The organism is Bradyrhizobium zhanjiangense, assembly GCF_004114935.1.
Classification (GTDB): Bacteria; Pseudomonadota; Alphaproteobacteria; order Rhizobiales; family Xanthobacteraceae; genus Bradyrhizobium; species Bradyrhizobium zhanjiangense.
Genome location: NZ_CP022221.1, coordinates 3,987,530 through 4,001,861, shown reverse-complemented (window position 1 = coordinate 4,001,861; position 14,332 = coordinate 3,987,530). Strand labels below are relative to the sequence as shown.

The window sequence follows — 14,332 nt, the reverse complement described above, 5'->3', positions numbered from 1 at the left end:
ATGACATATGTGGTCACCGACAATTGCCGCGGCTGCCGATACACCGAATGCGTTACCGTCTGTCCCGTGGAGTGTTTCCACGTCGACGACACCATGACCTACATCGATCCGGAAAACTGCATCGATTGCGGTGGCTGCGCGCCGGCATGCCCGGTCGGCGCGATCGAGCCCGACTATCGCCTCGCCGCGGACAAGAAGTACTGGATCGACGTCAACCGCAAGCGCGCGACTGAAACTCCCGTCATCAGTGCGCGCCTGCCGGCTCTGCCGGGGGCCGATGAACGCAGGCAGGCGCTGGGCCGATGACGGGGTCTGCTGCAAACGAAGTTCGCATCGCCGTCGTCGGCAGCGGACCGAGTGGCTTCTACACCACCGAGGCCCTGTTGCGCTCGGGCGCGCCCGTGACTGTCGACATGTTCGAACGGCTCCCCGTGCCGTACGGCCTGGTACGGTTCGGCGTTGCCCCCGACCACCCGAAGCTCAAGCAGGTCACAACGGCCTTCGACCGCATCGCCGCCATGCCCGGGTTTCGCTTCATCGGCGGCGTCACGATCGGAGACGACCTCACGATCGACGAGCTGCGCGAGGCCTATGACGCCGTTGTGCTCGCGACAGGCGCGGAACTGAGCCGGGCGCTCGACATCCCCGGCGAAGCACTGCCGGGCAGCCACACGGCGGGCGATTTCGTCGCGTGGTACAACGGGCATCCGCAGTTTGCGGATCTGTGGTTCGATCTTCGGCATGAGACCGCGATCGTCATCGGCCATGGCAACGTCGCTCTCGACGTGGCGCGCATCCTCGCCAAGACCGCGGACGAGCTGCGCCGGACCGACATCGCGCGCCACGCGCTCGACGTCCTGGCAGAGAGCCGGATCCGCGAAATCCACGTCGTCGGCCGCGGCGGACCGGCGCAGGCCAGGTTCACCGCAAAGGAATTACGTGACTTTCTCGAACTCGGCGCATGCGACACATGCGTCGACGTGCGCAACGTCACCTCCGAAGAATTCGAGCCGCGACGTCCCAACGATCCGGAGCTGACCGAAAAATTGTCGTTGCTGCGCGCGTTCTCGCGGACGGCCGTGACGAAGCCACGGCGCTGCGTTTTTCGCTTTGGTCTGTCTCCTGTCGCGCTCCGAGGACGGGGCCGCCTAGAGGCCATCGCGTTCAAGCAAGGATCGGGCGCTATCGAGGACATCGCATGCGGCCTCTCGCTCAGCAGCGTCGGCCGGAAGACCACGCCTGTGGCCGGGGTTCCCTATGACGCGCATCGCGGCGTGCATGCGAACGTCGACGGACGTGTCGCAGTCGATGGTTCGGTGATCGAGGGCCTCTATGTCTGCGGATGGAGCAAGCGCGGACCGAACGGCACGATCGGCACCAATCGCGGCTGCGGGATTGCCACCGCAGAGGTCGTCCTGGCGGATATCGCCCATCGACGGCCGCGCTCGGATACGCCTGACGCACTGCTTGCGCGCCTGACCGGCCGCGTCGCACGCATCGTGAGCTATCCGGATTGGGGCACGATCGACGCGGCCGAGAAACGCCGGGGGGCCGCGCTCGGCAAGCCCCGGGAGAAGTTTGTCACGATCCCCGAGATGCTCGCCGCGGTGGATGCGTGACTCCGAGGCGCTACGCCTACTCCTGGTCGACGAGGTCGTCCTCGAGGATCGCCATCTGGAACTGGAACGAGCGGTCGTCGTCCTCGTCGTCGACGAAGAGCACGCCGATGAATTCCTCGCCGATATAGACCTCGGCGGAATCGTCCTTCTTCGGCCGCGGCACGACGCGAATCTTGGGATTGCCGAACACGCGCTTCAGATACGCGTCGAGCTTTCTCACTTCCTTGACGTCCACGGCAAGTCTCCAATCGAAATCTGGTTGGCGGGGTTTACGACGAGACGCGACGAACCGCCAGCATGAATTGCCAAAGAATTTTGGGACGGAAAGGGCCGGAAAATCCGGCCCCGTTCCGATCAAACGGAGATCAAAGCCCCATCGCGTTGATCATCTGATCCATGGTGCGCGACGGCTCGGCGCAGCCGGCTTCGCCGACGATCTTGGCGGGCACGCCCGCAACCGTGACGTTGTGCGGCACCGGCTTGACCACGACCGAGCCGGCGGCAATGCGCGCGCAATGGCCGATCTCGATGTTGCCGAGTATCTTTGCGCCGGCGCCGATCAGCACGCCATGGCGGATCTTCGGATGACGGTCCTCGTTCTCCTTGCCGGTGCCGCCGAGCGTGACGCCGTGCAGGATCGAGACGTCGTCCTCGATCACCGCCGTCTCACCGCAGACGAAGCCGGTGGCGTGGTCGAGGAAGATGCCGCGGCCGATGCGCGCGGCGGGGTTGATGTCGGTCTGGAACACCGCGGACGAACGGCTCTGGAGGTAATACGCGAAATCCTTGCGGCCCTTCAGATAGAGCCAGTGTGCCAAGCGATGGGTCTGGATCGCATGAAAGCCCTTGAAGTAGAGCAAGGGATCGATGAAGCGCGAGGTCGCGGGATCGCGGTCGTAGACGGCGACGAGATCGGCGCGAAAGGCGTTGCCGAGATCGGGATCGTCGCGCAGCGCCTCGTCATAGGTCTGGCGCACGAGATCGCCCGACAGCGCGGAGTGATCGAGCCGGTCGGCGAGACGGTGAATCACGGAATTTTCGAGGCGGCTGTGATGCAGCACCGTCGAATAAATGAAGGTCGCAAGCTCGGGCTCGCGATGGACGATGTCCTCCGCCTCGCTCCGGATCCGGTCCCAGATCGGATCGAGCGATGCGAGCTTTCCTCCCGGATTGACCTGATGCACTGCCATGGGAATTGCTCTTTCGAATGGGCTGGTTTTGTTGGCTCTATAGCACAGTCTACGCGACAAAGTCCTGGCCGGCTTGCCTGAGAGTGAACAGTGCCTTGCCTTGCGAAAGCGCGCCAAGACATTGAAACACAATACTTTCTTCTGACGCCCCCAAGCGGCAAGGTCGGCTCAAAGTGGTCAGAGTTTTGCCAAATTCAAGCCGGGCCGCATCAAACTATTGGTGAATTCTCCCCCAACCGTTATTGCGGGCATGGTCGCCCCGAGGACGGAACAGTTTTGAGCATCACCACCGACCAATTGCGCGCGCGCGCCGCGGGCTCGTTTTGGCTGCGGCTGGCCGCAATGGCCCTGCCCCTGCTGATGATCGCGCCGGCGTTCTGGAACGGCTATCCATTGTTGCAATGGGATACCGGCGGCTATCTGGCGCGCTGGTACGAGGGCTATCTCGTCCCGAGCCGCTCCACCGTGTTCGGCCTCTATCTGCACTATGGCGAGAGCTTTGGTTTCTGGATCAACGTCGCGGTCCAGTCGCTGGCGACGCTGTGGCTATTGCAGCTCAGCTTGCGCGTGCTCGGGCTGATGCAGACCTTCCGCTTCGTCGCGATCAGCCTGCTCCTGATCATGTCGACCGCCCTGCCCTGGCTGGCGAGCATGCTGCTCACCGACATCTTCGCGGGACTGTCGGTGCTGTCGCTGTTCCTGCTGGTCATCGGAGCACACCGCACCTCGCGGCTCGAAAAAATCGCGCTGTTCGTCTTCACCGCCTTTGCCGCAGCGACCCACAGCGCAACGCTCGGCGTGCTGCTCGGTCTGTGCGCCGCCGGCTGGATGGCGCGGCCGCTCCTCAGACCTCGCCTTCCGCTCGCGGGATTGGCGCTGGCGAGCCTCACCATCGTCGCGGGCGGCCTGATGCTGATGTCGGCGAATTATGCGCTGTCGGGCAAATGGACCTGGACACCCGGCGGCTATGGCGTCGCCTTCGGCCGCATGATGCAGGACGGCATCGTTGCGCGCTATCTCAACGATCATTGCCCGCGCGAACGCTACAAGCTCTGCCCCTATCGCAACGAGCTGCCGGCGACCGCCGACGAGTTTCTGTGGGGCAAGAGCATGTTCAACACGCTCGGCCGGTTCGAAGGCCTGAACGAGGAGATGGGCTACATCGTCGTGCATTCGCTCGCGGACTATCCGGCCTGGCAGGCCGGCGCGGCGCTGCGGGCGATGAGCCAGCAATTGCTGCATGTCGCAACCGGCGAAGGCACCAACGGCTGGATTCCGCACACCTACGGCATCATCGAGCGCTACATACCCGCGCAAGTCGCGCCGATGCGCGCGGCGCGGCAGCAGCACTGGGCCGTCAATTTCGACGACGTCAACTGGCTGCACATCCCCGTCGCGCTGGCCTCGATGGCAGCGCTCGTCGGGCTGCTGGTGCATGCGCTCGCGAGGCGCCGGCTCGACGATCTGACGCTGCTGGCAGCGACCGTGACACTGGCGCTGCTCGGCAACGCCTTCATCTGCGGCGTGATCTCCGGTCCGCACGACCGCTATGGCGCGCGGATGGTGTGGATTGCGACCTTCGTGGTGCTGACCGCGCTGTTTCGCGCGTTCGGCGACGAGGCGCCGACGGACGAGACTCAGCTACGGCGTGAGAGGAAATCGAGCACGCCGGTCTTGTAGACCTTGTCGCCGACCGCCCGCATGTGATCGCGGCCGGGAATATCGAGCACTTGCGCGCCCGGGATGATCGCGCCGAGTGCGCCGGCAGAGCCCGCGACGTCGTCGGCGGTGCCGACCGCAATCAGCACGGGCACCTCGATGCGTGCGGCCTGCGCTCTCGTCATGAGCTCGCGCGTGCCGCGCAAGCAGGCGGCGAGCGCCCGGCGGTCCGAGCGGGTCTGATCGGCAAAGGCGCGGAAGGTGCGACCCACGGGATCGGTGACGTCGTCGAACGAGGGCGCCTCCAGCGCCTTCGCGACGTTCTCGCCGGGACCGGTGCCCTCGATCAGGCCGCCGATGCCGATGCCGCCGAGGATCGCCGAGCGCAGGCGCTGCGGCTCGTTGAGCGCGAGCCACGCCGCCATCCGTCCGCCCATCGAATAGCCCATGATGTCGGCCTGCGGGATGGCGAGATGATCCATCAGCGCCAGCACGTCGCCGGCCATGACCGGAATCGAGTACTGCGCAGGCTCGTAGAGCTTCGCACTCTCGCCGTGGCCGCGATTGTCGAGCGCGACAACACGGCGGCCGTTCTTGCGCAGTTCCGAGACCCAGGTCGGATAGACCCAGTTCACGTTCTTGCTCGAGGCAAAGCCGTGCAGGAGAATGATCGGGTCGCCCTCGCCTTCGTCGAGATAGGCAATTTCAACGGCGCCGTTGTGGAAGCTCGGCATCATCAGTTCCGCGGGTCTGGAGGGGGGAAAGTCGATCTTAGAGCACGATCCGGACAAGTGTGCAGCGGTTTTTCCGCTCCGCAAACGCGGAACGCGTTTGCGCGGAGATCATGCTCAAACAATAGCCTCAAGCGCGGCTACGAATTACCTCAATCTCATCGCGCTTTAGGCCCTGAGGGCTGCATCCGCCAGAGCGGCCTCGGCGGCCATCTGCGCCCGGCGGAGCCGCCGCGCGCGCTTGCGATCACACCAGGCCTGGGTCAGGCGCTCCGTGGTCGCCTTGATCGAGGACAACAGCCCAAACAGCGTCAGTGCCGCGCCGAACAGCCAGAGCGTCAGATCGAACGCACCGCCGATGAGGAGCAGCGCGCCGCGGCCAAGCAGTTTCATGATGGCGCGGGTCTTGCCGCCCTGCGCCTCCGCAAGCCGCGCCGCGCGCGCAACATCCTTCGGGCCGTCGGCGATCCGCAACGTGTCCATCGCCCCGCGCGTGCCGGTCTTTTCGGCGACGCGCGTCACGTCTTTGCCGAGCCGAACCAGCGCGCCGGCCTTTTCGGCGCGGAACGCAGCCTTGATCGCGCTCATGGTCGCACCCGGCCGCAGCACCGACCCCTTGGCGACCGCGTTCTGAAGCATCGGCGTGTCGACGATCTCGCGCGCCGACCGGCCGGCCCATGCCGCAAGCCCCTCACCGAGCCGCCCCACCTTGCGCGCGTCCTTCACCAGCGTCAGCCCGGCGCGCACCGGCGCGGCACCACCGACCGAGACGTAGGTTGCCGCCGTCACCACAAGGCCCGCCGCCGCAAGCCCCAGCACGAGCCGGTCCGTGTCCTCGCCCATGGCGAGATGCTTGCCTTCCCGGACAACGTCCCTGATGTCGCCGATCACGAAGAGATCGCCGGCCACCGTTCCCGACAGGCTCGCGACGTCGTCGGCATTGCCGGTGACGAGACCGGTGGCAAATCGTTTGGCAAAATGTGAGGTGGAATTCTCGGCTTTGACCGCGTCGCTGACGCGGCTCAGGAGGTCGTCCGGGAGCGCGATGTTACGGTCACGCGCGAGCGCGACGAAACTGTCGGCGAGATCGGCGTCGCCCGCGGCGAGCGCAGCCTCGATGTTGTCCTGAACCAGGCGCTCGTTCTGCCGCAGCAGCGCATCGAGCTTGAGCTCGGAGAGCACGGCGGGATCGTCCTGGGCGGCGAGGATCGCGCCGGCCTCGCGGGCGTGCGGTGCTACCTGCGCGAGCATGAAGCTGCATGCCGCGACACCGGCCAACGCTGTGCTGATTTGCAGCCATTTCATGCGGAAAGCCTGGACGGTCCTAAAATCGCTGACGCCTGACGATTCGTCTTTCGTCGCAATTATGCTCGTCGACAGACATAGTATGCCAAAATTGCGACACAACGCCACCGACGAAAGAAGGGCTTCTCTCAGGCCCCAAGATTGTGTCGAATTTGCATGAGCAAATGAGCATGGGGCAATTGCGAACCTTTCGGTTCCGCTGGACTAGCAATCATCTGAACCCACCAGTATGGTCCGCGGCGCCTTAAAGATGCCGCGTCAGTTTCCGATTGTACCTGTCGCCATTGCCACTCCAGGATGAACTACGATGTCCGACCATGTCGTCCCGCACTTCCACAACGATGCCGGAGTTCCCGTCATCGAGATCGGCTCGCAAGAGTTCATGTGCGTGGGCGCCAACCCTCCGTTCGATCATCCGCACGTCTTCCTCGACCTCGGCAACGACAACGAGATCATCTGCCCCTATTGCTCGACGCTGTACCGCTTCGCGGCCGACCTGAAGGCGGGCGAAGCCCGTCCGCCGGAATGCGTGCTGAAGGACAAGGTGGCCTGACCGGTCTCATCGGTCAGGGGTGGCGCTCTCCCGAACGATTGTCATTGCCGGTGCCGGCATCGGTGGACTGACGGCCGCGCTTGCGCTCGCGGCCCGCGGCTTCCGCATCGTCGTGCTGGAGAAGGCCGAGCGCCTCGAGGAAGTCGGCGCCGGCCTGCAACTCTCCCCCAATGCCAGCCGCGTGCTGGTCGAGCTCGGTCTCACCGAACGCCTCAAGCTGCGCGCCGTGATCCCGGAAGCGGTCTCGATCATGAGCGCGCGGGCCGGCGGCGAGCTGCTGCGCATGCCGCTCGGCGAAGCAGCCTCCGCGCGCGCCGGCGCCCCCTATTGGGTGGTGCACCGCGCCGATCTGCAATCGGCGCTGGCGGGCGCTGTTGCCGACCATCCCGATATCGACCTGAAGCTGGGCGCGACCTTCGAGGACGTCGCGCCTCACGCCAAGGGGCTGACGGTGGTCCATCGCAGCGGCACGATCCGCCGCAGCGATCTCGCCAGCGCGTTGATCGGCGCCGATGGCATCTGGTCGACGGTCCGCCAGCACCTGTTCCCCGAAGTGCAGCCGCGCTTTTCCGGCCTGATCGCCTGGCGCGGCACGCTCGATGCGACGCAACTGCCGAAGGACTACACGGCGCGCCGAGTGCAGCTCTGGATGGGCCCGAACGCGCATCTCGTGGCCTATCCGATCGCAGGCGGACGCCAGATCAACGTGGTCGCGGTGCTGCCGGGCACCTGGAACAGGCCGGGCTGGAGCACGCCCGGCGATCCCCACGAGGTGATAGAGGCTTTCGCCGCGCCGCGCTGGCCGCCGTCGGCGCGGATGATGCTCGCCCCGGTCGACGCCTGGCGGAAATGGGCGCTGTTCGGGGTGCCTGACGGCTGCCCCTGGAGCAAGGGGCCAGTCGGGCTGCTCGGCGATGCCGTGCATGCGATGCTGCCGTTCGCAGCCCAAGGCGCCGGCATGGCGATCGAGGATGCCGCCGTGCTCGCGCGGCATTTGAGCGTCGAGGCGGCCGAGAGCACCGCGGGCATCACGGCTGCGCTGACGCAATATGGCCGCGCGCGCCAGGCGCGCGTGCGCCGGGTGCAGCGGACGGCGCGGCAGCAGGGCCGCATCTATCATTTCAGCGGGCCGCTCGCGATCGCGCGCGATCTTGCGATCCGCGCGCTCGGCCCGGACCGCATGCTGGCGCGGCAGGACTGGATCTACAACTGGCGGCCTTGAGTCCAGGCGCCGCCGGCGCGGTGCCTCAGCGGATCGCTTTTCCGGATTTCGACGCCGGCTTGGCAGCGGCCGCGGATGACGGCGGCGCGGCGGGCGGTGTCGGCCCGGGCGGTGTTTCCCGGCACCTGTTGCGGCGCCAGGCCTCATCGGCAAGTTGCGCCTGGCCCCGCGCCGCGATGTAGTCGTTGCGATAGGCAAGCTCGGACACCACCGCGCCACCAGCGCCGGTCTGGGCCTTGTCCATCAGCTTCTGCAAATCGGCAGTGCGGTTCGCGAGCGCCTTGCGCTCGGTCTCGAGCTGCTTGCAGTCATACAATTCGTATTTGCCGGGATCGGCGAAGGCCGGCGCGACCGTCTCACTCATGCCGGCGCAGCCGGACAGCAAAGCACCGGCCGCGAGCAGCACGCTGCAGGAGCGCAGGGAAGAGGAAAACGAAGCAGCCATGCCGGATGATTAGTCCCCGCGGATTGAGAATGCCTAAAGCAACAATAGATGTCCGGATTGAGGCTTTGCCTCGTGCACCCGACTCGCTCAAGGAAGAACCGCCTATAGAGCCAACAAAGCAGCAATGCCAGAGGGCCGAGGACGTGACGGAATCCGAGCTGAAGCCCCTGAGGTAAGCGGCTCAAATCGTGCGCGGAATCGGCTGTATTCTCTTTGCCCGTCGGGCAATTGCGCCGTATAGATGGGCCGATGCGGGCGTGGCGGAATTGGTAGACGCATCGGACTTAAGCCATTGAGTGCCCTGGAGGAAACTTCAGGAGCAGAACTGCTCAAAGTCGGGGAAACCTTCACTGGCAATCCCGAGCCAAGCCCCCGCCAGGGGGAAGGTGTAGAGACTAGACGGGCAGCACCTACAGCGGACAAGCGCCAGGGTGAAGGGATAGTCCAGACCACGAACGCCGAAAGGGCGGCGGCGAAAGCCGAAGTGGTATGAAAATCCGTGGGGCCGCAAGGCCTGTGCCGGTTCGAGTCCGGCCGCCCGCACCAGGTGAGAGCATCGTGCGAAGCGTCTGTGACATCTCACACGGACGAATGGCTAAAGAGCCATTTGGACTGGTCACGCGTTGACCGCATCCACCAGATCGCAGATGGCGTTGATCGAATCCAGCTGCGTCAGATCGAAATTGATCCGCGCAAAATCGATCCCGTAGTCCATCTCCAGCGACATGATGATTTCGACCGCATCCAGCGAGTCGAGCCGGGCGCTGGTGAACAAGAGCTCATCGTCCTCGACCGGAGAATGATCTCCGCGCAGGCTGAGCCGCTGGACGACATAGTCGCGCATTTTCGAGCGGACGTTCAGATCCATGTGTCAACTCCCAAGAGGTATGCGAGAAAATCAGCGCGCTGCCAGATCGTGTGGACACGGTCGAGCGGAGCGTCGAAGACATGCAGAAGACAGAAGAAGAGGATGACCCAAATCATTCCCAATGCGCGGGCTGAGCCTGGATCCCACAACCTCGCGCGGCGGGCAATTTAACGCCGCATAAAATGAAGGCAGCAACCAGATGGATTTCGGCTTGGCCGACACCCGGTCATGCGCGCCTTCAACCATATTTCCACCGCAGCACTACGACGATTGCGGGCTCAGATCTCCGTCGGGCTCGACCATCGCCAATGGGTCGACGGTGGAGATCTGCGAGATGACTCTCTCCCGATCCTGCTCGGGCGCAAGACGTGCGCCGATGCCTTTGATGACCCAGATCGATGCGATGGCGAGGACCACCCCGGCGAACACGTCGACAAAATAGTGTCCCCCTCCGATCGGGGTCGCGGCCAGCATGACCGCGTTCCATAGCACGTCGATGCCCCGGACCCAGCGGATCGGCCAGAGCACCCACATGTACAAGACTGCCGAGACCGCGTGAAAGCTTGGAAAGGTCAGAAGCGGCCCCAGTTGAAACGCATCGAGCAGCTTCACTGTGCCGTCGCGCACCAGGGGGAGCTCGCGCAGCGTCGCGTTGTAGACGGAGGGCTCGAAATTGGGATGGTCCGCTGAGTGTAGTCCTACGGTTTCATAGACGCCGGTCGCTGGGAACAGCGTGGAGATGAGGCTCGTGATAGCCAACGTCAGGCCAAATCCGAGCGAGAACTCCGCAGCGCGCCTGTAATGACCGAGCAGTGGAACGACAACCACGATCAGAACCAGTTGCCATCGAATGGAGTCGTAGGTCACTGCAAGAGCATCGATCAGACCCGGCCGGTTGACCAACGCCAGATAAGCACGAAAATCCAGGCCGAGCGCCCGATCCATGGCCAGCAGATTCGTGTCCTGCATTGGAAAGTTGGCTGTCGCCGCGAGATAGCCGATCGACACCAGAAGAAGAAGTTGAAGAACGATTTGAGCAATGAAGAACAGGGCGATGTCTGAGTTTTGATTTCAGATTTAGATAACCGACCACTCCGTACACGCCGGCAATTCCGAAATAGAGCAGATGGCTGCTTACCCGCAATTGAAAACCGGCTAGACGCATCCCAACGACGAAGACGGCCAGCGTGGCTGCGATGAGAACCCAGTTGAGCTGAAAAAGATTAAGGCAAACCGCGAGTTCCGCCCTTGCCCCTGGGGTTGATAGAGCACCTGTCGAACGAGCAAGACCACCGATCGAGCATGCCTGAACCGCCATTTGTCATTCCCAGCAATTCCGAAGACATGTATGGCAATACAACCTTTAATAGTTTGACAACGAGCGCGTGTAGATTTAATCAAGACAACCTAAGCCGGGTGGGCGGTGATCCTTTGCGCCTTGGCAAAGCTCCATCCTCGCCCCCGCTTGGACGAGTAATTGCGGTCATGGCGGCATTCGGAACGCGACCGAGCATTCCACGAGATCGTTAACGCCGACGCGGATGCCGCGGGTTGATCTCGCGCACGGAACTTTGTTAGGCGCCGTTATCTGCTCAACCACACCAGCATTGGTCGAGATCGATGGCCGACTTCGGGCTCGATCCGGTTCCTACAATGCCTTCATGGATGTGAGATCGGAGGTCGGATCTCCGGAATGCGCGCAGAAGCGATTCAGCGCGATCGTGAGCCCTTCAACGTGACTCCACTATGCGCGGCTCTAGGCGTTTCGGCTCGGCACGGAAGTCGAGCAGCAGGATCCAGAAGCACATCAGCGCGACCGTGAGGAGAATGAAGCTGCCCTCGAATGCTGCTCCCAGAAGCGAGATCAGTGCGGGAATGAGCAGACCGACCGAGAGACATCCGGCGAGCGCCATGGCCGGAAGATCGACGATGAGGATGGCGGCATAGAGCGCGAGCTCGAAGAAGGCATATTCCTTGAGGCGCGGCGAGCTGAGATAGAGCGCAAACATGGCAAGCACCGTGACGCGCATGGCCGTGCGGGGCTGGTCCATCAGCCAGCGATCCAGCCGCGTCAGAAGCGATCCCCCCTCCCGCACCGGCTGGCTCGCGGCCACGCGCAGGACGGACAGGGCGAACGGCACCAGCACGAGCGCGAGTGCTGCGAGCGCATAGGTCGCGAACATGGCCAGCCTGCTGTCACCGAGGCCGGCATGGTCCATCAGGTCCCGCGCCAGCAGCAGCAGCGACGGATTGATCTCCACGAGATCGACGGCATGCTGGTTCGGGATCTGACCCGCAATTGCAAGCAGCCAACTCGCGAACAGATCAGGATACAGCAGCCTCGACATCAGGACCGGCAATGCGAAGCCGAACGCCGCCATCGCGATCAGCGCCAGCTTGCGACTGCGCGGCAGCGGCAGGAAATAGAGCGCAGCCAGCACGGGACAGAACACCAGCTTGAACGAGGTCACGAGGCCGAGCAGTGCAGCGCCGGCAAGGCGCAAGGGAAAGCTCGTGTTTTCTCCAGAGGGAAGCGGACGAAGCAGGAGCGACAGCGCGATCGCGGTCAGCAGGCCGCTTAGAATCGCGAAATTCCCCGACGCCTGCACCCATTCGAAACCGACGAACGCGCCGAGCGCGCACAGCACCTTGAGCGCAGCATCGCGCGCGCTCGTGCCCGTTCGGCCGAGCCCGGGCAAGAGCAGGCCGCAGATCACGGCGAGGACGAGAAAGATGCTTCTGTAATGATCGACCAGAAAGCCGCCCGCGCACAGGGGGCGGAAGACGTCCAGCGTCACGGGCAGATAGGGATAAGAGAGCTTGGTGCCCTTCAGGTTCTTGACGAAATAGGGATCGAGCCCGTCGGCATGCGCATCGACTGCCGCGCAATTGACCCGGACGTCCCAGCCATATTTCACATCGAGCCTGGCGTCGTTGGCGAGATTGCCGAGCACCAGCAGCGCAGTCAGCGCGATCAGGCAGGCAAGCCAGACGTTCCGCCTCGCAGCCGTGTCGGCTGCGGGCTCCAACCATCGTGCTGCACCGGACATCTCGGACACAGGCGGATACCTTTGTTTGGCTTGTTTCTCTGGGCGCCGCTGCGGCGCCTCCTCATCTCGGCCGCACTGTGGGCAGAATGCGTTTCGGTTTCATCCTGCCGGACCGGCGGGCCGCGCCGGACGCCGATCTTTAGGAAGGGATGGTGAATCAGTGGTTTCCGGCCACGGGGGGTTGCGCGATCTGGAGAATCCGGCAGGAAAGGAAAGGCGGCCATCTCACCAATTCTTGTCCGCTCCGGCCCTGCCTGACAGCCATCCCGAAACGGGGGTTGTGCAACGCAACATCGGAATGGATAACGCCCTCAGTTTCAGAGGTGAGCTTCCTTGTCCGACGTCAATGCCGACGATTGGGTGTCCTCCGGACACCGTCCCATGGGTTTTCCCGAATTCGTCATCGTGATCGCGTCCATCATGGCGCTGAATCCGCTTGCGATGGACATGATGCTGCCGGCCCTGCCCAACATCGGCACCGCCTTCAAGATTCCCGTCGCCAACCATCTTCAACTGGTGCTGTCGACCTTCCTGGTCGGCTTCGGCGCCGGCCAGTTCGTCATGGGCCCGTTGTCGGACCGCTTCGGCCGCCGCCCGGTGCTGCTCGGCGGCATGGCGGTCTATGCGGTGGCGAGCGTGCTGGCGGTCGCGGCGCCCTCGTTCGAGACGCTGCTGCTGGCGCGCGCACTCCAAGGGCTCGGCACTTCGGCGACGCGCGTGATCGCGACCTCGATCGTGCGCGACTGCTATGTCGGCCGCCGCATGGCGAGCGTGATGTCGCTCGCGATGATGGTGTTCATCGCGGTGCCCGTGATTGCCCCCTCGTTCGGACAGGCGGTGCTGCTGGTGACGGCATGGCGCGGCATCTTCGTGGTGCTGATGCTATACGGCCTGCTCGCGCTCGCATGGTGCGTGCTGCGACTGCCCGAAACCCTTCCCGAGTCCGAGCGCAGGTCGCTGGCACCCGCCGACGTGCTCTCGGCCTTCCGGCAGACCGTGACCCATCGCCAGACCATCGGCTACGCCACGGCCGCCGGCAGCGTCATCGGCGCGTTGTTTGCCTACGTCTTCTGCGCCCAGCAGGTCTTCACCGGCATCTATCACCTCGGCCATTACTTCCCGCTCGCCTTCGCGGCGATCGCGGCCGGCACCGCCATCGCCGGCTTCCTCAACGCGAGGCTGGTCGGTCGGCTCGGCATGCGCGTGATCTCGCATGGGGCACTGACGCTCTACACCGCGGTGGCCGGCGTGATGCTGCTGACCGAAAGCCTCGGCGTGCTGCCGCTATCCTTGTTCATGGTGCTCTCCGCCCTGATGATGTTCTCGTTCGGCATGATGGTCGCCAATTTCACCGCGCTCGCGATGGAGCCGCAGGGCCACATCGCCGGCACCGCCTCCTCGCTCTACGGCTCGATCACGACATTGATCGGAATCGTGGTCGGCATGGCGATCGGCCAAAGCTTCGACGGCACGCTGCTGCCGTTCTCGATCGGCTTCTTCCTGTCGACGCTCGCAGCGCTCGCGATCGTGCTGGTGGTGGAAAAGGGACGGCTGTTCAAGCCGCATCATCGCCCCACCGCGTGAGGAAGCTCGGACGTTCGGGGCGGGCGCGCCCTGCTGAGCGCGTTATACACTTTAACGTAACGGTCGGTGCCACAAGAGCGCCCTGACGCCTTCCTAGTGGAAGTCG

Annotated in this window: 14 protein-coding genes; 6 read left to right on the top strand and 8 right to left on the bottom strand. The window is 64.1% G+C overall.

Annotated elements, in window-relative coordinates; genetic code table 11:
- Positions 1–306, top strand: a complete 306-nt coding sequence (locus tag XH85_RS18800; protein WP_091889461.1) for a ferredoxin family protein — start codon at positions 1–3, stop codon at positions 304–306.
- Positions 303–1,619, top strand: coding sequence for an FAD-dependent oxidoreductase (locus tag XH85_RS18795; protein ID WP_128932999.1), 1,317 nt, complete (start codon positions 303–305; stop codon positions 1,617–1,619). Before XH85_RS18800 ends, XH85_RS18795 begins: the two co-directional genes overlap by 4 nt.
- A 16-nt stretch (positions 1,620–1,635) precedes the next feature.
- Here the strand turns inward: XH85_RS18795 and XH85_RS18790 are convergent, their stop codons facing one another.
- Complete coding sequence (locus XH85_RS18790) at positions 1,636–1,854, bottom strand: DUF3126 family protein (RefSeq protein ID WP_007602550.1); 219 nt, start codon at positions 1,852–1,854, stop codon at positions 1,636–1,638.
- Positions 1,855–1,984: 130 nt separating this feature from the next.
- Positions 1,985–2,809 (bottom strand): serine O-acetyltransferase, encoded by an 825-nt coding sequence (gene cysE, locus XH85_RS18785; RefSeq protein WP_091889465.1) that lies wholly within the window; start codon positions 2,807–2,809, stop codon positions 1,985–1,987.
- Between the two features lie 276 nt (positions 2,810–3,085).
- Here cysE and XH85_RS18780 point away from each other — a divergent pair, with 276 nt between their 5' ends.
- Positions 3,086–4,489, top strand: coding sequence for a hypothetical protein (locus XH85_RS18780; RefSeq protein WP_164940790.1), 1,404 nt, complete (start codon positions 3,086–3,088; stop codon positions 4,487–4,489).
- On the opposite strand, the gene XH85_RS18775 is transcribed toward XH85_RS18780, so the two are convergent.
- Positions 4,447–5,202, bottom strand: coding sequence for an alpha/beta fold hydrolase (locus XH85_RS18775; RefSeq protein ID WP_128937326.1), 756 nt, complete (start codon positions 5,200–5,202; stop codon positions 4,447–4,449). The genes XH85_RS18780 and XH85_RS18775 overlap by 43 nt on opposite strands.
- A gap of 165 nt (positions 5,203–5,367) precedes the next feature.
- Entirely contained in the window at positions 5,368–6,504 is a 1,137-nt protein-coding gene (locus XH85_RS18770; RefSeq protein ID WP_128932998.1) for a hypothetical protein, read from the bottom strand.
- A 307-nt stretch (positions 6,505–6,811) separates the two neighbouring features.
- On the opposite strand from XH85_RS18770, the gene XH85_RS18765 reads away from it, so the two are divergent.
- Together XH85_RS18765 and XH85_RS18760 are read left to right on the top strand one after the other, a co-directional pair.
- Complete coding sequence (locus XH85_RS18765; RefSeq protein ID WP_007602543.1) at positions 6,812–7,057, top strand: zinc-finger domain-containing protein; 246 nt, start codon at positions 6,812–6,814, stop codon at positions 7,055–7,057.
- Positions 7,058–7,076: 19 nt separating this feature from the next.
- Positions 7,077–8,279 (top strand): FAD-dependent monooxygenase, encoded by a 1,203-nt coding sequence (locus XH85_RS18760; RefSeq protein WP_128932997.1) that lies wholly within the window; start codon positions 7,077–7,079, stop codon positions 8,277–8,279.
- Positions 8,280–8,304: 25 nt separating this feature from the next.
- On the opposite strand, the gene XH85_RS18755 is transcribed toward XH85_RS18760, so the two are convergent.
- From XH85_RS18755 to XH85_RS18740, 4 genes are all read right to left on the bottom strand, one after another.
- A complete protein-coding gene (locus XH85_RS18755) occupies positions 8,305–8,724 on the bottom strand; it encodes a twin-arginine translocation pathway signal (RefSeq protein WP_128932996.1) in 420 nt (139 codons plus the stop codon).
- A 616-nt stretch (positions 8,725–9,340) separates the two neighbouring features.
- Positions 9,341–9,592 carry an acyl carrier protein gene (locus XH85_RS18750; RefSeq protein ID WP_128932995.1) on the bottom strand — a complete coding sequence of 84 codons (252 nt, stop codon included), beginning with the start codon at positions 9,590–9,592 and terminating at the stop codon, positions 9,341–9,343.
- Between the two features lie 261 nt (positions 9,593–9,853).
- Positions 9,854–10,600, bottom strand: a complete 747-nt coding sequence (locus tag XH85_RS18745) for a phosphatase PAP2 family protein (RefSeq protein WP_128932994.1) — start codon at positions 10,598–10,600, stop codon at positions 9,854–9,856.
- 722 nt (positions 10,601–11,322) lie between these two features.
- The gene (locus XH85_RS18740; RefSeq protein WP_245474150.1) at positions 11,323–12,621 is read right to left on the bottom strand and encodes a hypothetical protein; all 1,299 of its coding nucleotides are present in this window, start codon (positions 12,619–12,621) and stop codon (positions 11,323–11,325) included.
- 354 nt (positions 12,622–12,975) lie between these two features.
- Here XH85_RS18740 and XH85_RS18735 point away from each other — a divergent pair, with 354 nt between their 5' ends.
- Positions 12,976–14,226, top strand: a complete 1,251-nt coding sequence (locus XH85_RS18735; protein WP_128932992.1) for a multidrug effflux MFS transporter — start codon at positions 12,976–12,978, stop codon at positions 14,224–14,226.
- Positions 14,227–14,332 lie beyond the last annotated feature (106 nt).